At 72.6% G+C, this 21,252-nt stretch carries 22 protein-coding genes; 14 read left to right on the top strand and 8 right to left on the bottom strand.

The genetic code is table 11. The features are described 5' to 3' along the window. Window positions 1–52 precede the first annotated feature (52 nt). On the top strand, window positions 53–1,693 hold the full coding sequence (locus CR470_RS04275; RefSeq protein WP_097866231.1) for a phospho-sugar mutase: 1,641 nt from the start codon (window positions 53–55) through the stop codon (window positions 1,691–1,693). Window positions 1,694–1,793: 100 nt separating this feature from the next. Here the strand turns inward: CR470_RS04275 and CR470_RS04270 are convergent, their stop codons facing one another. After that, window positions 1,794–2,432: a PH domain-containing protein gene (locus CR470_RS04270; protein ID WP_097866230.1), complete on the bottom strand. Its 639-nt coding sequence runs from the start codon at window positions 2,430–2,432 to the stop codon at window positions 1,794–1,796. Between the two features lie 180 nt (window positions 2,433–2,612). Here CR470_RS04270 and deoC point away from each other — a divergent pair, with 180 nt between their 5' ends. Genes deoC through CR470_RS04255 form a run of 3 tightly spaced genes read left to right on the top strand, consistent with a single transcriptional unit; the run spans window position 2,613 to window position 5,912 of the window. Then, on the top strand, window positions 2,613–3,560 hold the full coding sequence (gene deoC, locus CR470_RS04265; protein WP_050360204.1) for a deoxyribose-phosphate aldolase: 948 nt from the start codon (window positions 2,613–2,615) through the stop codon (window positions 3,558–3,560). Window positions 3,561–3,565: 5 nt separating this feature from the next. Continuing rightward, window positions 3,566–5,005 (top strand): aldehyde dehydrogenase family protein, encoded by a 1,440-nt coding sequence (locus CR470_RS04260; RefSeq protein ID WP_097866229.1) that lies wholly within the window; start codon window positions 3,566–3,568, stop codon window positions 5,003–5,005. Further along, a complete protein-coding gene (locus CR470_RS04255) occupies window positions 4,995–5,912 on the top strand; it encodes an aldehyde dehydrogenase family protein (protein WP_097866228.1) in 918 nt (305 codons plus the stop codon). Before CR470_RS04260 ends, CR470_RS04255 begins: the two co-directional genes overlap by 11 nt. Window positions 5,913–5,987: 75 nt before the next feature. Here the strand turns inward: CR470_RS04255 and CR470_RS04250 are convergent, their stop codons facing one another. Continuing rightward, window positions 5,988–6,407, bottom strand: coding sequence for a hypothetical protein (locus CR470_RS04250; RefSeq protein ID WP_097866227.1), 420 nt, complete (start codon window positions 6,405–6,407; stop codon window positions 5,988–5,990). Window positions 6,408–6,468: 61 nt separating this feature from the next. On the opposite strand from CR470_RS04250, the gene CR470_RS04245 reads away from it, so the two are divergent. After that, a complete protein-coding gene (locus CR470_RS04245; protein WP_097866226.1) occupies window positions 6,469–7,179 on the top strand; it encodes a uridine kinase family protein in 711 nt (236 codons plus the stop codon). A 316-nt stretch (window positions 7,180–7,495) separates the two neighbouring features. Here CR470_RS04245 and CR470_RS04240 read toward each other — a convergent pair whose 3' ends face one another. Next, on the bottom strand, window positions 7,496–8,263 hold the full coding sequence (locus CR470_RS04240) for a SigE family RNA polymerase sigma factor (RefSeq protein WP_097866225.1): 768 nt from the start codon (window positions 8,261–8,263) through the stop codon (window positions 7,496–7,498). Between the two features lie 182 nt (window positions 8,264–8,445). Between CR470_RS04240 and afsQ1 the strand changes: the two genes are divergently transcribed. The 5 genes from afsQ1 to CR470_RS04215 all read left to right on the top strand — a co-directional run bounded on the left by afsQ1 (window position 8,446) and on the right by CR470_RS04215 (window position 12,331). Further along, window positions 8,446–9,123: a two-component system response regulator AfsQ1 gene (gene afsQ1, locus CR470_RS04235; protein WP_006127084.1), complete on the top strand. Its 678-nt coding sequence runs from the start codon at window positions 8,446–8,448 to the stop codon at window positions 9,121–9,123. Next, window positions 9,120–10,649, top strand: a complete 1,530-nt coding sequence (locus tag CR470_RS04230; RefSeq protein WP_097866224.1) for a sensor histidine kinase — start codon at window positions 9,120–9,122, stop codon at window positions 10,647–10,649. Before afsQ1 ends, CR470_RS04230 begins: the two co-directional genes overlap by 4 nt. Continuing rightward, a complete protein-coding gene (locus tag CR470_RS04225) occupies window positions 10,646–11,281 on the top strand; it encodes a hypothetical protein (RefSeq protein ID WP_097866223.1) in 636 nt (211 codons plus the stop codon). Before CR470_RS04230 ends, CR470_RS04225 begins: the two co-directional genes overlap by 4 nt. 176 nt (window positions 11,282–11,457) lie before the next feature. Next, window positions 11,458–12,030, top strand: a complete 573-nt coding sequence (locus tag CR470_RS04220) for a VanZ family protein (protein ID WP_097866222.1) — start codon at window positions 11,458–11,460, stop codon at window positions 12,028–12,030. Window positions 12,031–12,124: 94 nt separating this feature from the next. Further along, a complete protein-coding gene (locus CR470_RS04215) occupies window positions 12,125–12,331 on the top strand; it encodes a PspC domain-containing protein (RefSeq protein ID WP_030591389.1) in 207 nt (68 codons plus the stop codon). Window positions 12,332–12,436: 105 nt separating this feature from the next. Here the strand turns inward: CR470_RS04215 and CR470_RS04210 are convergent, their stop codons facing one another. Both CR470_RS04210 and CR470_RS04205 read right to left on the bottom strand, forming a co-directional pair. Next, complete coding sequence (locus CR470_RS04210; RefSeq protein ID WP_097866221.1) at window positions 12,437–12,739, bottom strand: hypothetical protein; 303 nt, start codon at window positions 12,737–12,739, stop codon at window positions 12,437–12,439. A gap of 134 nt (window positions 12,740–12,873) precedes the next feature. Beyond that, on the bottom strand, window positions 12,874–14,028 hold the full coding sequence (locus CR470_RS04205; RefSeq protein WP_097866220.1) for an adenosine deaminase: 1,155 nt from the start codon (window positions 14,026–14,028) through the stop codon (window positions 12,874–12,876). A gap of 103 nt (window positions 14,029–14,131) precedes the next feature. Between CR470_RS04205 and CR470_RS04200 the strand changes: the two genes are divergently transcribed. After that, window positions 14,132–14,893, top strand: a complete 762-nt coding sequence (locus CR470_RS04200; protein WP_373561387.1) for an alpha/beta hydrolase — start codon at window positions 14,132–14,134, stop codon at window positions 14,891–14,893. Between the two features lie 27 nt (window positions 14,894–14,920). Here CR470_RS04200 and CR470_RS04195 read toward each other — a convergent pair whose 3' ends face one another. Together CR470_RS04195 and CR470_RS04190 are read right to left on the bottom strand one after the other, a co-directional pair. Continuing rightward, window positions 14,921–15,706, bottom strand: coding sequence for a hypothetical protein (locus CR470_RS04195; protein ID WP_257138404.1), 786 nt, complete (start codon window positions 15,704–15,706; stop codon window positions 14,921–14,923). Between the two features lie 110 nt (window positions 15,707–15,816). Next, entirely contained in the window at window positions 15,817–16,770 is a 954-nt protein-coding gene (locus CR470_RS04190; protein ID WP_097866219.1) for a LysR family transcriptional regulator, read from the bottom strand. Window positions 16,771–16,832: 62 nt separating this feature from the next. Here CR470_RS04190 and CR470_RS04185 point away from each other — a divergent pair, with 62 nt between their 5' ends. After that, on the top strand, window positions 16,833–18,143 hold the full coding sequence (locus tag CR470_RS04185; RefSeq protein WP_097866218.1) for an MFS transporter: 1,311 nt from the start codon (window positions 16,833–16,835) through the stop codon (window positions 18,141–18,143). Window positions 18,144–18,315: 172 nt separating this feature from the next. Here the strand turns inward: CR470_RS04185 and CR470_RS04180 are convergent, their stop codons facing one another. Further along, window positions 18,316–19,062, bottom strand: coding sequence for an SAM-dependent methyltransferase (locus CR470_RS04180; protein WP_097866217.1), 747 nt, complete (start codon window positions 19,060–19,062; stop codon window positions 18,316–18,318). Between the two features lie 253 nt (window positions 19,063–19,315). On the opposite strand from CR470_RS04180, the gene CR470_RS04175 reads away from it, so the two are divergent. Together CR470_RS04175 and CR470_RS04170 are read left to right on the top strand one after the other, a co-directional pair. Then, window positions 19,316–20,032: a L,D-transpeptidase family protein gene (locus CR470_RS04175; protein ID WP_032794296.1), complete on the top strand. Its 717-nt coding sequence runs from the start codon at window positions 19,316–19,318 to the stop codon at window positions 20,030–20,032. A gap of 173 nt (window positions 20,033–20,205) precedes the next feature. Continuing rightward, window positions 20,206–21,234: a sigma-70 family RNA polymerase sigma factor gene (locus CR470_RS04170; protein ID WP_097866216.1), complete on the top strand. Its 1,029-nt coding sequence runs from the start codon at window positions 20,206–20,208 to the stop codon at window positions 21,232–21,234. Window positions 21,235–21,252: the final 18 nt, after the last annotated feature.

Raw genomic sequence — 21,252 nt, 5'->3', positions numbered from 1 at the left:
GCCCGCACCCCACCCCCGTACCCCGCTTCCGCACCCCCGAAAGGCGGACCCCGTGCAGCACGACCTCATCGCGCAGGCCAGGACCTGGCTGGCCGAGGACCCCGACCCCGAGACGCGTGCGGAGCTGGGCGCGATCGTCGAGGCGGGCGACACCGCCGAGCTGGCCGCCCGGTTCGCGGGCACGCTCCAGTTCGGCACCGCCGGGCTGCGCGGGGAGCTGGGGGCCGGTCCGATGCGGATGAACCGGTCCGTGGTGATCCGGGCGGCGGCCGGCCTCGCCGCGTATCTGAAGGCCCGGGGCAAGGAGGGCGGGCTCGTCGTCATCGGGTACGACGCCCGCTACAAGTCCGCCGACTTCGCGCGCGACACGGCGGCCGTGATGACCGGGGCCGGGCTGCGCGCAGCCGTGCTCCCCCGCCCGCTCCCCACCCCCGTACTGGCGTACGCCATAAGGCATCTGGGAGCCGTCGCCGGGGTCGAGGTCACCGCCAGCCACAACCCGCCGCGCGACAACGGCTACAAGGTCTACCTCGGCGACGGCTCACAGATCGTGCCCCCGGCCGACGGCGAGATCGCCGCAGCCATCGACGCGGTCGGCCCGCTGGCGGGCGTACCGCGCCCCGAGGGCGGCTGGGAGACCCTCGGCGACGAGGTCCTGGACGCCTACCTCGCCCGCACGGACGCGGTCCTGGCCCCCGACAGCCCCCGTACGGCACGCATCGTCCACACCGCGATGCACGGCGTCGGCACCTCCGTGCTGACCGCCGCGTTCGCGCGGGCCGGGTTCCCCGCGCCGGTGCTCGTCGCGGAGCAGGCCGAGCCGGACCCCGCGTTCCCCACCGTGGCCTTCCCGAACCCGGAGGAGCCCGGCGCGATGGATCTCGCCTTCGCCACCGCGCGCCGGGCCGCGCCGGACCTGGTCATCGCCAACGACCCGGACGCGGACCGCTGCGCCGTCGCCGTGCCCGACACCGCCACGGAGGGCGGCTGGCGGATGCTGCGCGGCGACGAGGTGGGCGCGCTGCTCGCCGCGCACCTGGTGGAGCGGGGCGTGAGCGGCGTGTTCGCCGAGTCGATCGTGTCGTCGTCGCTGCTCGGCCGGATCGCGGAGAAGGCGGGCCTCGGTCACGAGGAGACGCTGACCGGTTTCAAGTGGATCGCCCGGGTGGACGGCCTGCGGTACGGGTACGAGGAGGCGCTCGGCTACTGCGTCGACCCCGAGGGCGTCCGCGACAAGGACGGCATCACCGCCGCCCTGCTCGTCGCCGAGCTCGCCTCCGTACTCAAGGAGCAGGGCCGTACGCTGCTGGATCTGCTGGACGACCTGGCGCTCGCGCACGGCCTGCACGCCACCGACCAGCTCTCGGTGCGGGTGGAGGACCTGTCGGTCATCGCGGACGCCATGGCCCGGCTCCGGGAGCAGCCGCCGACCGCGCTGGCGGGTCTCGCCGTCACCTCGGCCGAGGACCTGGCGCGGGGCACGGACAAGCTGCCGCCCACCGACGGTCTGCGCTACCAGCTGGAGGGGGCCCGGGTGATCGTCCGCCCGAGCGGCACCGAGCCGAAGCTGAAGTGCTACCTGGAGGTCGTCGTCCCGGTGGCGGACGCGGCCGGGCTGCCCGCCGCGCGGGCCCGGGGGGCGGAACTGCTCACCGGGATCAAGCGGGACCTGGCGGCGGCGGCAGGGATCTGACGCACCGCTTTCACGCCGGAGGGCCGGCGCCCCGGGAGGGGCGCCGGCCCTCCGGCGTTCGATGGTTCGGCCTCGGCCTCCGAGGCCGTCCGACAGCCTCTCAGCCGGTCGCCCCCACCACCACGAGCAGGACGGCCCCCGCGACGGCCGGGGCGATCACCTCGTACGCCCAGCGCACGGAGCCCCGGTCCGCACCCTCGGCGGTCGTGTCGCCGGCCCGCTCGGCGATGTCCCGCAGATCACGAACGGCCTGGTCGGCGGATGCGGTGCGCTCGGCGGAGTCGCGGACGTCGGCGCTGACGGAGGTGCGGCCGTAGGGGTCGTCGTGCGCCGCGCGGGCCGCGCTGCGCGCCGCGCGCTTGCGGGCGCGCAGGGAGACCGGGACCGCCCACAGCTGGTACTTCGCGCCGTCCCGGGCGAGCAGCTCGGAGGAGTACGAGGCCCGTACGTCGGCGACCTCGGTCCAGGGCAGCTGGATCGTCCGGAACGGGTTGCGGATCCGGATGCGCTCGTCGTCCGCGAAGACGGCGGGCCGCAGGGTGAACGCCACGACCAGCGGCACCACGAGGAGCAGCGCGGCCGCCGCCAGCCAGGGCACGCGCCCCTCGCCCCGGATCATGGCGTCCCCGGCCATCCAGGCGATCAGCAGGAGCAGCAGCGACCCGCAGACCAGTGCGGCGACGGAACGGTAGGTCCGAGTCGCGGGCGGCTGCTCCGCGGGAGGTGTGGGGCTCGTCATGGGGCCGATTCTGCCTGACGGGCGCGGAGGACGGCGGAGCGGCCGCACCGCACGGCCGCCCGGCCGTCCGGCCCGTGGCGCCCGGAGGAGCCGGTACGGGAGGAACGGGGTGCGGGACGCACGGATGGCCCGGCCCCCTGTACAGGTCGCTACGCGCGTAGATATGCTCCTCTGGTGACCATGCCCACCACTGCTCCCGCATTTTCCGACGCGACGGCGTCCGACAGTGCGCTGCGCCGCTTCCTGTTCGGGCTGCCCGGCGTCGACGCCGTCGGCCTCGAAGCGCGCGCCGCCTCCCTCGGAACCCGTTCGATCAAGACGACGGCCAAGGCGTACGCCATCGATCTCGCCATCTCGATGATCGACCTGACGACGCTGGAAGGCGCGGACACCCCGGGCAAGGTCCGGGCTCTCGCCGCCAAGGCCGTCAACCCCGACCCGACGGACCGCACGACCCCACGCACCGCCGCGGTCTGCGTCTATCCCGACATGGCGGCCACCGCCGCCGCCGCGCTGGCCGGCTCCGGCGTGAAGGTGGCGTCCGTGGCGACCGCCTTCCCGGCGGGCCGCGCCGCGCTGGACGTCAAGCTCGCGGACGTCCGCGACGCCGTGGCGGCCGGGGCCGACGAGATCGACATGGTGATCGACCGGGGGGCGTTCCTCTCCGGCCGGTTCCTGAAGGTGTACGAGGAGATCCTCGCCGTGAAGGCGGAGTGCGGGGCCGCCCGCCTCAAGGTGATCTTCGAGACCGGTGAGCTGTCCACGTACGACAACATCCGCCGGGCCTCCTGGATCGGGATGCTGGCGGGCGCGGACTTCATCAAGACCTCGACCGGCAAGGTGGCCACCAACGCCACCCCGGCCAACACGCTCCTCATGCTGGAGGCCGTCCGTGACTTCCGGGCGCAGACCGGCGTACAGATCGGTGTGAAGCCGGCCGGCGGCATCCGCACCACCAAGGACGCGGTCAAGTTCCTGGTGCTGGTGAACGAGACCGCGGGCGAGGACTGGCTGGACCCGCACTGGTTCAGGTTCGGCGCGTCCAGCCTGCTCAACGACCTGCTGATGCAGCGCCAGAAGCTCAGCACCGGCCGCTACTCCGGCCCCGATTACGTGACGGTGGACTGATAGCCATGGCATCCGCATTCGAGTACGCACCGGCGCCGGAGTCCCGCGCCGTCGTCGACATCGCGCCCTCCTACGGGCTGTTCATCGACGGCGAGTTCACCGAGGCCGCCGACGGCAAGGTCTTCAAGACCGTCTCGCCGAGCAGCGAGGAAGTCCTCTCCGAGGTCGCGCGGGCCGGCGCGGCGGACGTGGACCGGGCCGTGAAGGCGGCCCGCAAGGCGTTCGAGAAGTGGTCGGCGCTGCCCGGCTCCGAGCGCGCCAAGTACCTGTTCCGGATCGCCCGGATCATCCAGGAGCGCAGCCGCGAGCTCGCCGTTCTCGAAACCCTCGACAACGGCAAGCCGATCAAGGAGACCCGCGACGCGGACCTCCCGCTGGTCGCGGCGCACTTCTTCTACTACGCGGGCTGGGCCGACAAACTGGACCACGCGGGGTACGGGGCGAACCCCCGTCCGCTGGGCGTGGCGGGCCAGGTCATCCCGTGGAACTTCCCGCTGCTGATGCTCGCGTGGAAGATCGCTCCGGCGCTCGCCACGGGCAACACGGTGGTGCTGAAGCCCGCCGAGACGACCCCGCTCTCCGCCCTGTTCTTCGCGGACATCTGCCGCCAGGCCGGACTGCCCAAGGGTGTCGTCAACATCCTCACCGGCTACGGCGACGCGGGCGAGGCGCTCGTCACGCACCCGGACGTCAACAAGGTCGCCTTCACCGGTTCGACCGCCGTGGGCAAGGCCATCGCACGCTCCGTCGCGGGCACGGACAAGAAGGTCACCCTGGAGCTGGGCGGCAAGGGCGCGAACATCGTGTTCGACGACGCGCCGATCGACCAGGCCGTCGAGGGCATCGTCACCGGGATCTTCTTCAACCAGGGCCAGGTCTGCTGCGCGGGCTCCCGGCTGCTGGTCCAGGAGTCGGTCCAGGACGAGGTGCTGGACGCCCTGAAGCGCCGGCTGTCCACGCTGCGCCTGGGCGACCCGCTGGACAAGAACACCGACATCGGCGCGATCAACTCCGCCGAGCAGCTGGCCCGGATCACCGCCCTGGTGGAGACCGGCGAGGCGGAGGGCGCGGAGCGCTGGAGCGCCCCCTGCGAACTGCCGTCGTCGGGCTACTGGTTCGCCCCGACGCTCTTCACGAACGTCACCCAGGCGCACACGGTGGCCCGCGACGAGATCTTCGGCCCGGTGCTCTCCGTCCTGACGTTCCGCACCCCGGACGAGGCGGTCGCCAAGGCCAACAACAGTCAGTACGGCCTCTCGGCGGGCATCTGGACGGAGAAGGGCTCCCGCATCCTCGCGGTGGCGAACAAGCTCCGCGCGGGCGTCGTCTGGGCCAACACGTTCAACAAGTTCGACCCGACGTCGCCGTTCGGCGGCTACAAGGAGTCGGGCTACGGCCGCGAGGGCGGCCGCCACGGCCTGGAGGCGTACCTCGATGTCCGATAACAACCGACTTGGCGTCTTCAAGACCTACAAGCTGTACGTCGGGGGCAAGTTCCCCCGCTCCGAGAGCGGCCGGGTGTACGAGGTGACGGACTCCAAGGGCCAGTGGCTGGCGAACGCGCCGCAGTCCTCCCGCAAGGACGCGCGCGACGCGGTCGTGGCCGCGCGCAAGGCGTTCGGCGGCTGGTCGGGCGCGACCGCGTACAACCGGGGCCAGGTCCTCTACCGCGTCGCGGAGATGCTGGAGGGCCGCAAGGACCAGTTCGTCCGTGAGGTGGCCGCCTCCGAGGGGCTGTCGAAGTCCAAGGCGGCGGCCGCGGTCGACGCGGCGATCGACCGCTGGGTCTGGTACGCGGGCTGGACCGACAAGATCGGCCAGATCTCCGGCGGGGCGAACCCGGTCGCGGGCCCCTTCTTCAACCTCTCCACCCCCGAGCCGACGGGCGTCGTCGCGGTCCTCGCGCCGCAGAAGTCGTCGTTCCTCGGGCTGGTCTCGGTGATCGCCCCGGTCATCGCGACCGGCAACACGGCGGTCGTCGTCGCCTCGGCCGACGCCCCGCTGCCCGCGCTCTCGCTGGGCGAGGTGCTGGCCACCTCGGACGTGCCCGGCGGCGTGGTCAACATCCTGTCGGGCGCCACGGCGGAGCTGGCGGCCCCGCTCGCCGCCCACCAGGACGTCAACGCGATCGACCTCACCGGTGCGGACACCGCCCTGGCGAAGGAGCTGGAGATCGCGGCCGCGGACAACCTGAAGCGCGTCCTGCGCCCGGGGCCGGCGGACGCGGACGGCGCGGCGGACTCCGCGGACTGGACGGCCTCCCCCGGCACGCACCGCCTGACGGCGTTCCTGGAGACCAAGACGGTGTGGCACCCGACGGGCGCTCTGGGAGCTTCCGGCTCCTCGTACTGACGGACACCCGAGGCCCGGACGGGGCCGCCCTCCCACCCCGGGGCGGCCCCGTCCGCCGTTCGCCGGCGGCCGGCGTCAGCCCGTGATGAGCCCGGTGGCCGTCCCCACCACGGGCAGATCGCTCAGCGAGCCGCCGCTGGTGATCGGGTCCGTGAGGACGGCCGTGGTCAGCGGCTTGAAGTCGGCGATCTGGGTACCCACGGCGTTGTCCAGGGGGTCCACCCCGGTGTTGGCCAGCGGGTCCAGCTGGAGGTCGGTCACCGGGGCGACGCTGCTGGCCAGCGAGGTCCCGAGCGCGCTGGTGACCGCCGGTCCGGCCGTCTCGCCGACCGCCCGGAGGGCCGAGGTGCCCTGGTCCGGGATCTCCGCGACCGGGGGCAACTGGACGGCCCCCGCGGAGCCCGCGCCGGCTCCCAGGGCGGCCCCCAGCGCGGTGAGGGTCAGACCTGCGCGCAGCAGGGCGCGGCGTTCGGGCTTACGTGCGTGAAGTGCCATGTTTTCCACCTGATCGACCTGGTCGGGTAATCGTCTGTGCGCGCAGAGTAGTTGAGGTGTGATGCTGGATACCAACAGGAGGCCCGAGGGATCCCCTGCGCGGGTCAATGCCTCACACTTCTGTTCTGTGAGTTCCCAACCGATCCCGACCCGCGTCGTGCTGCTCGCGGGCCCTTCCGGCTCCGGCAAGTCCGTCCTGGCCGCCCGCACCGGCCTGCCGGTGCTGCGTCTGGACGACTTCTACAAGGAGCACAACGACCCGACGCTGCCCCGGGTGCCGGGCTCCACGGACATCGACTGGGACTCCGCCGGGTCCTGGGACGCGGAGGCGGCGGTGGCCGCCATCGCCGAGCTGTGCCGCGCCGGCCGCACCGACGTGCCGGTGTACGACATCGCGACCAGCTCCCGTACGCACCACGAGGCCTTCCACATCGAGCGGTCACCGCTGTTCGTGGCGGAGGGGATCTTCGCGGCGGACATCGTGGAACGCTGCCAGGACCTGGGGCTGCTGGCGGACGCGCTGTGTCTGCGCGGCCGCCCGTCCACCACGTTCCGGCGGCGGCTGGTACGGGACCTGCGCGAGGGCCGCAAGTCGGTGCCGTTCCTGCTGCGGCGGGGCTGGCGGCTGATGCGGGCCGAACGCCGCATCGTGGCCCGCCAGACGGCCCTGGGGGCGTACCCCTGCGGCAAGGAGGAGGCGCTGGGGCGGTTCGCCGCCGCGGCGGCCGGGCGGTGCCGTCGGGCGGGCGCGGGAGCGCCGGTCCCGGAGTAGGGACGGGCGCCCCGCCACCATCACGACCAGCACGGCCACGACGGCCCAGACCTTCCACACCGGCCTCGTACGGCCCTCTGCTGTGCTCACCGACTCGCTTCCTGGTTCACACCGTAACGGTCGGGGCACGGAGAGCGGGGCCGTACAGGACCCCCCGGCCCGTACGACCCCGCTGTGTCTCCCCCGTGACCCGTGCCTCCCCCGAAGCGACGGGCCGTTCCCCCGTGGTTCCCCCGAACCCCCTCGGTCCCCGTTTTTACTGCTCCCCCGTACTCCCCCCGCGGCCCCCGCCTCCCCCGAAGCGAAGGGCCCAGCCTCAGGCCACCAGCTCGCCGAAGGACTCCTGCTCGTCACGTCCGAAGCTGAGGACCTCGTCCTCGCGCAGCCGGCGCAGGGAGCGCCAGATGCTGGACTTCACCGTGCCGACACTGATGTCGAGGATCGACGCGATCTCCGGGTCGGTGCGGCCCTCGTAGTACCGCAGGACCAGCATCGTGCGCTGGAGTTCGGGCAGCCGGGCGAGCGCCTGCCAGAGCACCGCCCGCAGCTCCGTGCCGCGCATCGCGTCCGTGTCGCCCACCGTCTCCGGCAGCTCCTCGGTCGGGTATTCGTTGAGCTTGCGCCTGCGCCAGGCGCTGATGTGCAGATTGGTCATGGTGCGGCGCAGATAGCCGCCGACCGCCGCCTTGTCGCTGATCCGGTCCCACGCCCGGTACGTCGAGAAGAGCGCGCTCTGCAACAGGTCCTCGGCCTCGAACCGGTCACCGGTCAGGTGGTAGGCGGTCGCGTACAGGGAGGCCCGTCGCTCCTGGACGTAGGCCGTGAACACCGCTTCGGCGTCCGCGTTCTCCGTCCGGGCCGTGCGATCCCCCGTGGCCTCCCCGTACGCGTTCGCCGCCCCCTTGGGCGCGTCGACCACCGCCATGTACGGCATGCGCACCTGCTCCGCGGCCGCCTGGTGCTGACGCCCGGTGCTCCGGACACACCCCCGCATGGTCATCGCACCGGACTTCTCCGTGCTCCGCCCGACGTCGTGGAGACGCGTGACAACTGCGCTTGAGCTGGTGCTGTGCAGTGCGTTCATCTCGCGCCCCCTATCGGTGGAGTCCGTTCGTTCCCTGATGTCGAAGAGCTTGCCGGGGCAGTTTCATGACGCTGTCCCCCGACTGTCACAGGCCTGTCACAGGGGTGGTCGGAGCCGTGCCCGGAAGATCCGACCGGGCCACAGGTCGAACTGAAGCGCCACCATGGGCCAGAATGACGTCCGTGCCTTTCCTGTTGCTGATCGAGGACGACGACGCCATCCGCACGGCCCTCGAACTCTCGTTGTCACGCCAGGGCCACCGTGTGGCCACCGCGGCGACGGGAGAGGACGGCCTGGAGCTGCTGCGCGAGCAGCGGCCCGACCTGGTCGTGCTGGATGTGATGCTGCCCGGGATCGACGGTTTCGAGGTGTGCCGGCGTATCCGCCGCACCGACCAACTGCCGATCATTCTGCTGACCGCGCGCAGCGACGACATCGACGTCGTGGTGGGACTGGAGTCCGGCGCGGACGACTATGTGGTGAAACCTGTCCAGGGCCGGGTGCTGGACGCCCGGATCCGGGCGGTGCTCCGCCGGGGGGAGCGCGAGTCGACCGACTCGGCGACCTTCGGCAACGTGGTGATCGACCGCTCCGCCATGACCGTCACCAAGGACGGCGAGGATCTGCAGCTCACGCCGACCGAGCTGCGGCTCCTGCTGGAGCTGAGCCGCCGGCCCGGCCAGGCCCTGTCGCGGCAGCAGTTGCTGCGCCTGGTGTGGGAGCACGACTACCTGGGCGACTCCCGTCTGGTGGACGCCTGTGTGCAGCGGCTGCGCGCGAAGGTGGAGGACGTGCCGTCCTCCCCCACCCTGATCCGCACGGTGCGGGGCGTGGGCTACCGGCTGGACTCGCCTCAGTGACCGAAACCGCCAAGCGGTCCCTGCGCGCCGGTCTGCGCTGGACCAGTCTGCGGCTGCGCCTGGTCGTGGTGTTCGCGCTGGTGGCGCTGACGGCCGCGGTGTCCGCTTCGGGGATCGCGTACTGGCTCAACCGCGAGGCCGTGCTGACCCGCACCCAGGACACCGCGCTCGACGACTTCCGGCGGCAGATGCAGGACACCGCGGCGGAGCTGCCGACCCGTCCCACCAAGGACGACCTCCAGCAGGCCGCCGGGAGGATGGCGTCCAGCAGCCCGGGCTACAGCGTGCTGCTGGAGGCCGAACGCGAGCGCGGCAAGCCGATCGTGGGCTACTCCGACCTGGACACCTTCACCCGGGCCGATGTGCCGGGCTCGCTGCAGAAGCAGGTGTCCCGCAAGCAGCCGCTGACGTCGAGCAACGAGCACGAGTACCACCTGTTCTGGCAGCGGACGAGCATAGCGGGCACGCCGTATCTGGTCGCCGGTACGCGGATCATCGGCGGCGGCCCGACCGGCTACATGCTCAAGTCCCTCGACCAGGAGCGGCAGGACCTCAACTCGCTGGCCTGGTCGCTGGGGATCGCCACGGCCCTCGCGCTGGTCGGCTCGGCGCTGCTCGCGCAGGCCGCCGCGACGACGGTGCTGCGCCCGGTGCAGCGGCTCGGCGACGCGGCCCGCAAGCTCGGCGAGGGCAAGCTCGACACCCGGCTCGTGGTCTCCGGCACGGACGAACTCGCCGACCTCTCCCGTACGTTCAACAGAACGGCCGGCTCGCTGGAGAAGAAGGTCGCGGACATGAGCGCGCGGGAGGAGGCGAGCCGGCGGTTCGTCGCCGACATGTCGCACGAGCTGCGCACCCCGCTGACCGCGATCACCGCGGTGGCCGAGGTGCTGGAGGACGAGGCGGACACCCTCGACCCGATGATCGCGCCCGCCGTGCATCTGGTGGTCAGCGAGACCCGGCGGCTGAACGACCTGGTGGAGAACCTGATGGAGGTGACCCGCTTCGACGCGGGCACGGCCCGTCTGGTGCTGGACACGGTCGACGTCGCCGACCAGGTGACCGCGTGCATCGACGCGCGGGCCTGGCTGGACGCGGTGGACCTGGACGCGGAACGCGGCATGATGGTCCGGCTCGATCCGCGCCGGCTGGATGTGATCCTGGCCAATCTGATCGGCAACGCCCTCAAGCACGGGGGCTCGCCGGTGGGCGTACGGGTGCGGACCGAGGGCGAGGAGCTGGTCATCGAGGTACGGGACCACGGTCCGGGCATCCCCGAGGACGTGCTGCCGCACGTCTTCGACCGCTTCTACAAGGCCAGCGCCTCCCGGCCGCGGTCGGAGGGCAGCGGGCTCGGCCTCTCCATCGCCATGGAGAACGCGCACATCCACGGCGGTGACATCACGGCGGCGAACTCCCCGGACGGCGGTGCCGTCTTCGAACTGCGGCTGCCGCGCGACGCCGAGAAGCTCGCGCACCACGACGAACCGGGGGCGGACGCCCCGGACGAGAACGGGGCGACGTGAAGCACGGCGATGTCACGTACCGGCGAGGCCCGCTCCGGCGGCGTACGGCGGCCTCGGTGGCGGCCGTACTGGCGGCCGCGGCGCTGGCCTCCGGGTGCGGGATCCGTACGACCTCGGTGCCGGTGGACGCGGGGGCCGCGCCCTCCCGGGTGCCGTGCCGGCTGTCCTCGTCGGACGTCGCCACCCGGTCGCCGGACGGCGTGAGCGCCACGGTGTATCTGGTGTGCACCTCGCAGCTGGTCACCGCGGACCGTCCGGTGGCGGCGGACGCGGCGGGCGCCGATCCGGTGGTGGTCGCCCGGGCGCTGTTGAAGGAGGTCCAGCAGGCGCCGCCCCCGAACGAGCGGCGGGCGGGGTTCACCACCGCGGTTCCGGCCGGGCTGCGGGTGACTCCGGCCCGGGACGGCGACCCGGCGGGCACCGTGCGCCTCAGCAGCCAGCCGGAGGACCTGTCGGCGGAGGCGCTGGCCCAGCTGGTGTGCACGTACGCGGAGAGCGAGACGCTCGTCAGGGACGGGGCGGTGGTGCTGGGCGGGCCCGGGGACTACCCGCCGCGCGGCTATCTCTGCACCTCGCAGACGAAGTCCCGGCCGGGTGACCTGGCCACGCCGGACGCGGCCCGGCTGCACTGACACGGCCCGCCTCGACCTGCGCGGCCCGGCTGGACCGACACCGCCCGGCTCGGACCGGCGCGGCCCGCCTCGGCCGACACGGGTCCCGTGCGGTCCAGCCGCGCGGCGGCCTGGAGAGCCATCCGGGCGCCGGTCCACGACAGCGCGGAACCGATCCTGCCGGTCGCGGCGTCTTGGTGGACGTGCGTCACAGTTCGGACGGCCAGACCGTCATCCACTTCCGCGCGGCGGGGGTCACTCTCCTTGTCGCGCATCTGCTGTTCGTCGGGTGGCTGACGCTGCGCCCGCTGGACGTTCCCTGGATCACGGCGGCGAATTTCGAACCGCTCGCCGGGATCAGGGCGGACCTCGCGCTGGGACCGGCCGAGGCGGCCCGCCGGATCGGCGGGGCGTTGTTGCTGCTGGCCCCGCTCGGGGTGCTGCTGCCGATGGCCGGGGGCCGGATCTTCGTCTCCCCCTGGGTCTCCCTGCTGCGTACGGTCGCCGCCGGGGCGCTCATCTCCCTGGCCATCGAGCTGGGCCAGACCGGGGTGCCCGGTCAGATCGTCGACATCGACTCGCTGCTGCTGAACACCACCGGGGTGGTGCTGGCCCATCTGCTGGTCGTCCCGGTCTGCCGGACGCGGCTGCGCCGCCGGGGGCTGCCGGGGGTACGGGACCTGCCTTACTACCGGCAGGAGACCCGCCTCAGGGGGGAGGCCCCTGGGGGGCCGACCCCGACGATTACCGGGGTCGGCCTCGCACCGTAGAGCGATGCTTTGTCCCCCTTCGCGGCGGCACCATGGATACATCGGGGAGCGCACAAGGCCGCTCCTCACGCAACGGTTCGCGAAGGAGCCCACCATGGCCGCACTTGTCCGCCCCCGCGAAGGCCGCATGATCGGCGGAGTGTGCGCGGGCCTCGCCCGGCGCTTCGGTATCTCCGCAAGCACGATGCGCGTCATCTTCGTCGTCTCGTGTCTGCTGCCCGGCCCGCAGTTCCTGCTCTACCTGGCGCTGTGGGCGCTGCTGCCCTCGGAGAAGTCCGCTTCCTCCGCGACGGCCTGGTGACGCGCCGCGTCACGGGGAGCGAGAACGCGCGGTGGGGCGCACACCCTGGACCAGGGTGTGCGCCCCACCGGCAGGTGCGGGTGGCGCCGGTGGCCCGGCAGCCTCTCAGCCGCCGAGCGGGATCCCGTTGGCGGTGAGGCCCTGGGTGGGCAGTCCGCCGAGCAGGCCGGTGACCGGGGCGGCCGCGTCGGTGGCGTCGCCGCCGAGGACCTTGCCGACGGTCTCCTGGACCGGCGCGTTCTGGGCCGACTTCGCGACGGTGTCGAGCGCCATCGTCGAGACGGGGAGCGCCCCGGCCGCGGCGTCCAGCGGCAGCGAGGGGGCGGCGGAGGCGCTGCCGGCGGCGGCAGCGGCGAAAGCAGCACCGAGAGCGGCGACACCGAGAGTCTTGGCAGCAGAATTCTTCATGGAGAGTTCATCCTTGGGGAAGGGGATGTGAGCGGCTCTGCAAGCTAGCCATCCCGCTGCCCTTATCGCAAACATCCCGACACGCGGAAAAGGGCCGGGATTTCCCTTCCCGGCCCTTTCACCTGTCGGATACCTCAGCCTGCGGACACCGCGGAACCGCTGGTCACAGCGGTCTGGCGGAAGAGCCACTCGGACTTCAGCTCCGCGTACCCGGGCTTGACGACGTCGTTGATCATGGCGAGACGTTCGTCGAAAGGAATGAAAGCTGATTTCATCGCATTGACGGTGAACCACTGCATGTCGTCGAGCGTGTATCCGAAAGCCTCGGTCAGCCGCTCGAATTCCCCGCTCATGCTCGTGCCGCTCATCAGCCGGTTGTCCGTGTTCACGGTGATCCGGAAGTGCAGCTTGCGCAGCAGTCCGATCGGGTGCTCGGCGTACGAGGTGGCCGCGCCGGTCTGGAGGTTGGAGGTCGGGCACATCTCCAGCGGGATGCGCTTGTCCCGTACGTAGGAGGCGAGGCGGCCGAGGGAGACCGAGCCGTCCTCGGCGACCTCGATGTCGTCGATGATCCGCACTCCGTGGCCGAGGCGGTCGGCGCCGCACCACTGGAGGGCCTGCCAGATCGACGGCAGACCGAAGGCCTCGCCCGCGTGGATCGTGAAGTGGTTGTTCTCGCGCTTGAGGTACTCGAACGCGTCGAGGTGGCGGGTGGGCGGGAACCCGGCCTCGGCGCCCGCGATGTCGAAGCCGACGACGCCCTGGTCGCGGTAGCTGTTGGCGAGTTCGGCGATCTCCAGCGCGCGGGCCGCGTGCCGCATCGCGGTGAGGAGGGCGCCGACGCGGATGCGGTGGCCGCCCGCGCGGGCGATGCGCTCGCCCTCGCGGAAGCCCTCGTTGACGGCCTCGACGACCTCTTCGAGGGTCAGGCCGCCCTCCAGGTGCTGCTCGGGGGCGTAGCGGATCTCGGCGTAGACGACGCCGTCCTGGGCGAGGTCCTCGGCGCACTCGGCGGCCACCCGGAACAGCGCGTCACGGGTCTGCATGACGGCGCAGGTGTGGGCGAACGTCTCCAGGTAGCGCTCCAGCGAACCGGAGTCGGCGGCCTCGCGGAACCAGATGCCGAGCTTGTCGGCCTCGGTCTCGGGGAGGGAGTCGTAACCCTGCGCGCGGGCCAGCTCGACGATGGTGCCCGGCCGCAGGCCGCCGTCGAGGTGGTCGTGGAGCAGCACCTTGGGGGCGCGCCGGATCTGGTCGGAATCAGGGACATTCGGGGTCTGGCTCGTCATCTTGGCACTCTAGCGCCTACGCGCGTAGAGCGCCTGGTGTCGATGCGTAACAGTGACCGCGAAGTCGGGTGGAGTACACCTCTCCTTCTGACACTGTTCTGTCATGGGACAGCGCGCACTCCCCCCGGCACCCCCGAGGCTGGGACGGGCCGTTCAGACGGCCGGAGCAATGGACGAGGTCAGCGGCGTGGTTCTGCTGCTTCCGGACGGCCGGGCCGACTCGCACCGTCGCCCCTCCACCCTTTCGTACGCGGCACAGCTGCCGTTCGCCCGTTCCCTGGCGCGTGCCGGGGTGGGCGACGGGCTCGCGGTGCATGTGCTGCGCTACCGCTGCCGGGGCTGGAACGCGGACGACGCGCATCCCGCCGAGGACGCCGCGTGGGCGGCCGACGAGGTCCAGCGCCGGTACGGCGACGTGCCGGTCTGCCTGGCCGGCCACGGGATGGGCGGGCGGGCCGCGCTGCGGGCCGCCGGGCACGGCGCGGTCACCTCCGTCCTGGCGATGGCCCCGTGGCTGCCCGAGCGGGCGGCGGCCGAACCGGAGCCGGTGAAGCAACTGGCGGGGCGGCGGGTGCTCATCGTGCACGGCACCAACGACGAGCGCACCGATCCGGAGCTGTCCTACCGGCTGGCCGAGCGTGCGAAGAAGTCCAACCGGGACACCTGTCGCTTCGAAGTCCACTCCGACGGCCACGCGTTGCGCCAGCACCGCTCCGAAGTGGTGGCGCTGGCCGCCGACTTCGTACGCGGCTCGCTCTTCGCCCGGTCCTACGCCCGCCCGGTCGCGGACGCGGTCGCCGCACCGCCGCCGCTGGGGCTGCGGATGCCGCTGGCCGCCGGGTTCGGCCGGTCACTGCGGCACTGAACGCCATACGGGGGCGGAACCCGTGCCTCAGACGGTGCTTCCGCGTGCCGGCCGGCGGAGCAGCCACGCCGAGACCGCCCACAGGACCGCGCAGGCGGCGGCGGTGGCGAGGAGGGCGACCGGCAGGCTCTCGACGGTGACCGCGGCCGTGACCGCGACGCCCACCGCCGACGCCGTCGCCACCATCGGCACGGTGATCTGCGCGGCGCGGACGGCCGGGGCGCCGGGCGCACGGCGGCCGTTCCACCAGAACGCCGACCGCACGAAGACGCCTCCGACGATCAGCAGGGCCAGCGCCACGGCCAGCCGGACGATCGCGCCGGGCCCCGGCCGGTCGATCGCGTCCTGGCGCGCCTCCCCCGCCACCACCTGGACCGTCCGACCGCGCCAGGAGGAGACGGCGACCCGGTCGCCCGGCGCGAGCTTCTCCCACACCGGCCGCTCGCCCCGCAGCCGGACGCGGAACGGCTCGCTGTCCCGGCCCGGGTCGAGGGTGACCCAGCGGGCGTGGCCCTTGCCCTGGCGGCGGGCCTCCGTGCCGAGCACCGTGGCGGGCCACTCGGCGAGACAGTCGCCGTTCTCCGCCGCGGAGCCCCCGAGCTCCGCGCACGGCCGCGCGGCCCGGAAGTCGCGGGCCTCGGAGAGCTGTCCGGGCAGCAGCGCGAGGAGCACCGCCGAGGCCAGCAGCATCACCGAGCCGACCACGGCTGCGAGCACGACGCCCTTCAGGCCGGCGGACGCGGACGGGTGCGGGGGCAGGGCGGACGGGGCGGGCCAGGGGGGCCCGGCGGAGGACGCACGGTCACGGGTCACCGGGACATTCTCGCTGCCCCGGACGGAAGGACGAGCGGGCCCCCGGGGGCACCGGCCGCGCACCGACCGCGCACCGGGCCGCGTGCGTGCGCCGCCCGCCGCGTGTCCGCTCAGTCCGGCAGCAGGTGGCCCCGGCGCGAGAGCAGGAAGCGCTTGAAGGCGGCGACCGGCGGGGTGTCGGGGTGGCCGTCCAGCCAGGCGACCCCGATCTCACGGGCCGCGCGCGGTGCGGTGACCGTCAGCTCGACGACGCCGGGGCGGGCGACCGCGGGCGGCGGCAGCAGGGCCACCCCGAGCCCGGCGGCGACCAGTCCGCGCAGGGTCTCCGCCTCCTCGCCCTCGAAGGCGACCCGGGGCGTGAAGCCCGCCTCCGCGCAGAGGTCGTCGGTGATCCGGCGCAGCCCGTATCCGGGCTCCAGGGTGACGAACGTTTCGTCGGCGGCCTCGGCGAGGCGGATGCGGCGGCGGGAGGCGAGGCGGTGGTCGTCGGGGACCACGAGGCGCAGCCGCTGTTCGTCGAGGCGGCGGGCGACCAGGTCGGGGGCGTCGGGCACGGGAGAGGTGAGGCAGAGGTCGAGGCCGCCCGCGCGCAGCCGTTCGATCATCGCCTCGCCGTAGTTCTGCACGAGTTGGAAGCGGACCTTGGGGTGGTCGACCCGGAAGGCGCGGATCAGGGCGGGCACGGTCTCCGAGCCCATGGTGTGCAGGAAGCCGAAGGAGACCCGGCCCGTCGTCGGGTCGGCGTCCGCCCGGACCGAGTCGGCGGCCTTCTCCACCTCGGCCAGGGCCCGTTCCGCCGAGCCGAGGAAGGTGCGGCCCGCCGGGGTGAGCGAGACGGTGCGGCCCTTGCGGGCGAACAGGGCGACGCCCAGGTCCGCTTCGAGCCGGACCATGGCCCGCGAGAGCGTTGACTGCGGGACGCCCAGCTCGTGCGCGGCACGGGTCACATGCTCGTGCCTGGCGACCGCCTCGAAGTACGCGAGGCGGGGCGCGAGTACGGCCCGGATGTCTTCTTCGTAACTACTGGGTGACAGCCGAGGCCCTGAGCTGCGTTCATGCGCCATGGGATTGATTATCTCAGTTTTGTGCATTGGACGCATGAAACGTCTCCCTCTACGTTCGACGTATGCCTCCCGCCAGTACCGGGGCATCCACCATCGCCGTGGATGCCTCTGCCCCGCAGTCCCCCGTCACCACCACCGCCGCGCCCGCCGCCGCCACCCATGAGCGCCTGGAGCCCGGCCGCCCCGGCTACCGCCGGATGAGCTTCGCCCTCTTCGCCGCCGGTGTCGCGGCCTTCGCCCTCCTCTACTCGACCCAGGCGCTGTTGCCCGCGCTCTCCGCGTCGTTCGATGCGAGTGCCGGGCAGGCGAGCTGGACGGTCTCGGCGGCGACCGGGGCGCTGGCCCTGTTCGTGCTGCCGCTGAGCGCGCTCTCGGAGCGGTTCGGGCGGCGGCAGCTGATGACGGCGTCGCTGGCGATCGCGGTGCTCGTCGGGCTGCTGGTGCCCTTCGCCCCGTCGATGGGCGCGCTGATCGCCCTGCGCGCCGTCCAGGGTGCGGCGCTCGCCGGACTTCCGGCCTCCGCGATGGCGTACCTCGCGGAGGAGGTACGGCCCAAGGCGCTGATCGCCGCGATCGGGCTGTTCGTCGCGGGCAACAGCATCGGCGGTATGAGCGGTCGCATCCTCACCGGGTGGGTCGCCCAGGCCTGGGGCTGGCGCGCCGCGCTCGCGGCGGTCGGGCTGCTCGCGCTGGCGTGCGCCGTCGCCTTCCACTTCCTCATCCCGAAGGCCCGCAACTTCCGTCCCGGTTCGCTGAACCCGAAGGCCCTGGCGAAGACCGTCGCCACGCATCTGGCCGACCCGCTGCTGGTCCGGCTGTACGCGATCGGCGCGCTGTTCATGACGGTGTTCGGCGCGGTCTACACGGTGATCGGCTACCGGCTGGTCGAGGAACCGTTCAGCCTGCCGCAGGGCGTCATCGGCTCGATCTTCCTGGTCTACCTGGTCGGTACGGTCTCCTCCGCCGCCGCCGGACGTCTGGTGGCCCGTCTCGGCCGCCGGGGCGCGCTCTATCTGGCGGTCTCCACCACGGCGGCCGGGCTGCTGCTCTCGCTGGCCGACCGGCTGGGGCTGGTGCTGCTGGGCCTGGTGCTGATCACGGCCGGCTTCTTCGCCGGGCACGCGGTCGCCTCGTCCTCGGTGAGCCGCACCGCGACGACGGGACGGGCACAGGCGTCGGCGCTCTACCAGTCGGCGTACTACCTGGGCTCCAGCGTGGGCGGCACGCTGGGTGCGGTCGCCTTCCACGCCGGGGGCTGGACGGCGACGGTGGCACTCGGCCTGCTCGCGGTGCTCGGGGTCGTCTCGATCACCCTGTACGGGACCCGGGTGGCGCGTGCGGAGCGGCGGGCGCTCGTCCCCGCCACGCGCTGAACCGCCCGGGCGAACGGGCGCGGGTCCGGGCGGCGTGTGCCGCCCGGACCCGCGCCGATGGGCCCGTCGGCGGGCCCTCAGGCCGTACCACCGACCTGCCGACCTGCTGACCCGCTGACCGGCCGGTCGGCCGGTCGGCCGGTCGGCCGACCGGCAGCAGGCCATCAGACCGTCAGCGGGCCATGAGGGCGAAGACCCCCCAGCCGAGGTACTCCCGCTCGTACCGCGTGTAGCGGGCGGGTTCGGTGGTGAGTTCGGCCCGCACCTCGGCGGCGAGCTCGTCGTCGGGGTGCGCGTCGAGCCAGCGGCGGAGGTTGAGCCACTGCGCGGCCCGGTACCGGTCCCAGCTGTCCTGGTCGGCCAGCACCATCTCCACGACGTCGTACCCGAGGTCGCCGAACCGCTCGATCAGCTCCGGCAGTACGAGGAAGTCGTCCTCGCCGCCGGCGTGAGCGGCCCGAGCGGTCTCCCGGTCCGGCACCTCCCTGCGCCAGTACGGCTCGCCGATCAGCATCAGGCCACCGGGCCGGAGACTCCGGCCCAGCAGCTCGACCGTGCCGGCCACGCCGCCGCCGATCCAGGTGGCGCCGACGCACGCGGCGAGATCGACCCGCTCGTCCGCGACGAAGCCGGAGGCGTCGCCGTGCACGAAGGCGACCCGGTCGGCGACGCCGAGTTCGGCGGCCCGGGAGCGGGCCTTCTCGGTGAACACCGTGCTGATGTCCACGCCGGTCCCGGTGACCCCGTGGTCCCGGGCCCAGGTGCACAGCATCTCGCCCGATCCGCTGGCGAGGTCGAGCACCCGCGTACCGGGCGCCAGGCGCAGCGCCCGGCCGAGGCCGGCGAGCTTGCCCGGGGTGAACGGGTTGTGGATGCGGTGGCTACTTTCGCGGAGGGTGAAGATGCGGGGAAGATCCACGAGAGGTGTTCCTTACGTTCGATGAGGTCATGGCAGCTACGGAGGGCAGCCGGCCGGAGTCGGCCGCCGTTGCTCGGACCGTCATCGAGAACACCTCGTCGTCAGCGCGGGATCGGGAACCCGGCGACCATAAGGCCATCCCGGCGGCGGCTCCACCGGTTTTCCCGGCTCGTCGCGCGCAACCACCGCCCGCCTTCGGGCGTCTACCATGCGTAACCAACAACGCACTGTGGGCGAAGGGGAGTTGGCGCGCATGGGAGTCACGGCGAAGATATCCGGAAGACCGCTGCGGCGAGGGGTGGCACTGTCCGTCGCCGGACTGGTGGCCGCTCCGGCCCTGGTCCTGGGCACCGGCACCGCCGCCCACGCGGCGTCCTGCACCAAGTCGGTGGGACCGCACCAGAAGCAGGTCGAGAAGTTCCTGAAGCGGCCCGTGGACGGCAAGCAGTCGACGGCCGACTGCAAGGCGACCCAGAAGTTCCAGAAGAAGCACGGGATCACCCCCACCATCGGCTACGCCGGTCCGCTGACCTGGCGCACGATGAACACGATGCTTGCCCAGAAGGCGGCCGGGAAGAACCCCAACAAGGCGAAGAAGTGCCCCACCAACAAGGGGCGCATCGCCTGCGTCGACCTGACGCGGCAGCTGAGCTGGATCCAGGACGGCAAGAAGCTGAAGTACGGACCGGTGCCGGTCCGTACCGGCCGGAACGGCGTCGAGACCCGGACCGGGTCCAAGAAGATCTACTGGCGCAACATCAAGCACTGGTCGACCATCTACAAGGTCTGGATGCCGCACTCCCAGTTCTTCGACGGCGGCCAGGCGTTCCACTCGGTCACCAAGTCCATGTACAACCCGCCGGGCTCCGGCGGCTGCGTCAACATGCGTCCCGCCGACGCGAAGGCATACTGGAAACTGCTGAAGAACGGCGACGACGTGTACGTGTACGGGCGCAAGCCCGGGACCTGACCGACGCGCTCGCTGCAGGCGGGACGCCTGAGGGGTGCCTGGCGGATCGTGGCCGCGGCCGCCGGGCGCCCCTTGTCCTCTTTCCGCCCCGACTGTCAGTGGCCTGCGGTAGCTTCCGACGTACCGGGTGACGGATGCCACAGCGCGGCTGCGCGCGCGACAGGGGTGGAGCGATGAGCGATCTGACCACGACGACGGCCACGGGCGGGGCGGCGGGCGCCGAAGGCGCTGATACCGCCGGGATCGACAGCCGCCTGGAAGGGCACCGGGTCGAGCTGACGGGGTACTGCTACCGGATGCTCGGATCCGCCTTCGAGGCCGAGGACGCGGTGCAGGACACCCTGGTCCGGGCCTGGCGCAACTTCGACAAGTTCGCGGGTCGTTCCTCGCTGCGCTCCTGGCTCTACCGGATCGCCACCAACGTCTGCCTGGACATGCTGAACGCGGGCAACAAGCGGGCCCGCCCGGTCGACCTGACGGGCCCGACGCCGCTCGCCCAGGCCGCTCTGAGCCCCCGCCCGGAGAACGTCTGGCTGGAGCCGATGCCCGACGGCCGGATCCTGCCCTCGGTCCAGGATCCGGCGGAGGCGGCCGTGGCGCGCGAGTCGGTGCGTCTGGCGTTCGTCGCCGCCCTCCAGCACCTGCCGCCCAAGCAGCGCGCCGTGCTGATCCTGCGCGAGGTCCTCGCCTGGAAGGCCGCGGAGGTGGCCGAGCTGCTGGAGACCTCCGTCGCCTCGGTCAACAGCGCCCTGCAGCGGGCCCGCGCCACGCTGACCGAGACGGAGGGCCGGGCGGGCGATCCGGCGGACCCCCTCGACGAGGAGCAGCAGAAGCTCCTGGAGCGCTATGTGAAGGCGTTCGAGGGATATGACATGGCCGCCCTGACCGCGCTGCTCCACGAGGACGCGGTGATGACGATGCCGCCGTTCGACCTGTGGCTGCGGGGCACCGGGGACATCACGGGCTTCATGACCTCCATCGGCGCGGCGTGCGCGGGCTCCAAGCTGGTGCCCGTCTCGGCCAACGGGTCCCCCGGCTTCGCGCACTACAAGCCCGCCGAGGACGGGGACGGGTTCGTGCCGTGGGCGGTCCAGGTCATCGACATCCAGGACGGGGCGATCACCGGGATGCACTGCTTCCTGGACGTCCCGCGCTGGTTCCCGCTGTTCGGTCTGCCGGACCGGCTCCCGGCCGACGCGTAGCAGTCACGGCCGGGCCCG

Origin of the sequence: Streptomyces sp. rh34 (assembly GCF_002551245.1) — a bacterium.
Classification (GTDB): Bacteria; Actinomycetota; Actinomycetes; order Streptomycetales; family Streptomycetaceae; genus Streptomyces.
Note: the sequence above shows the minus strand (reverse complement) of the source record. Positions and strands in the feature narration are given on the sequence as shown.

Coding starts and splice junctions, on each gene's coding strand:
- CR470_RS04215 (WP_030591389.1), top strand. CDS start 12,125: ATGGCCGCACTTGTCCGCCCCCGCGAAGGCCGCATGATCGGCGGAGTG.
- deoC (WP_050360204.1), top strand. CDS start 2,613: ATGCCCACCACTGCTCCCGCATTTTCCGACGCGACGGCGTCCGACAGT.
- CR470_RS04200 (WP_373561387.1), top strand. CDS start 14,132: ATGGGACAGCGCGCACTCCCCCCGGCACCCCCGAGGCTGGGACGGGCC.
- CR470_RS04210 (WP_097866221.1), bottom strand. CDS start 12,739: ATGAAGAATTCTGCTGCCAAGACTCTCGGTGTCGCCGCTCTCGGTGCT.
- CR470_RS04240 (WP_097866225.1), bottom strand. CDS start 8,263: ATGAACGCACTGCACAGCACCAGCTCAAGCGCAGTTGTCACGCGTCTC.
- CR470_RS04175 (WP_032794296.1), top strand. CDS start 19,316: ATGGGAGTCACGGCGAAGATATCCGGAAGACCGCTGCGGCGAGGGGTG.
- CR470_RS04170 (WP_097866216.1), top strand. CDS start 20,206: ATGAGCGATCTGACCACGACGACGGCCACGGGCGGGGCGGCGGGCGCC.
- CR470_RS04245 (WP_097866226.1), top strand. CDS start 6,469: ATGCTGGATACCAACAGGAGGCCCGAGGGATCCCCTGCGCGGGTCAAT.
- CR470_RS04255 (WP_097866228.1), top strand. CDS start 4,995: ATGTCCGATAACAACCGACTTGGCGTCTTCAAGACCTACAAGCTGTAC.
- CR470_RS04270 (WP_097866230.1), bottom strand. CDS start 2,432: ATGACGAGCCCCACACCTCCCGCGGAGCAGCCGCCCGCGACTCGGACC.
- CR470_RS04190 (WP_097866219.1), bottom strand. CDS start 16,770: ATGGCGCATGAACGCAGCTCAGGGCCTCGGCTGTCACCCAGTAGTTAC.
- CR470_RS04205 (WP_097866220.1), bottom strand. CDS start 14,028: ATGACGAGCCAGACCCCGAATGTCCCTGATTCCGACCAGATCCGGCGC.
- CR470_RS04185 (WP_097866218.1), top strand. CDS start 16,833: ATGCCTCCCGCCAGTACCGGGGCATCCACCATCGCCGTGGATGCCTCT.
- CR470_RS04250 (WP_097866227.1), bottom strand. CDS start 6,407: ATGGCACTTCACGCACGTAAGCCCGAACGCCGCGCCCTGCTGCGCGCA.
- CR470_RS04260 (WP_097866229.1), top strand. CDS start 3,566: ATGGCATCCGCATTCGAGTACGCACCGGCGCCGGAGTCCCGCGCCGTC.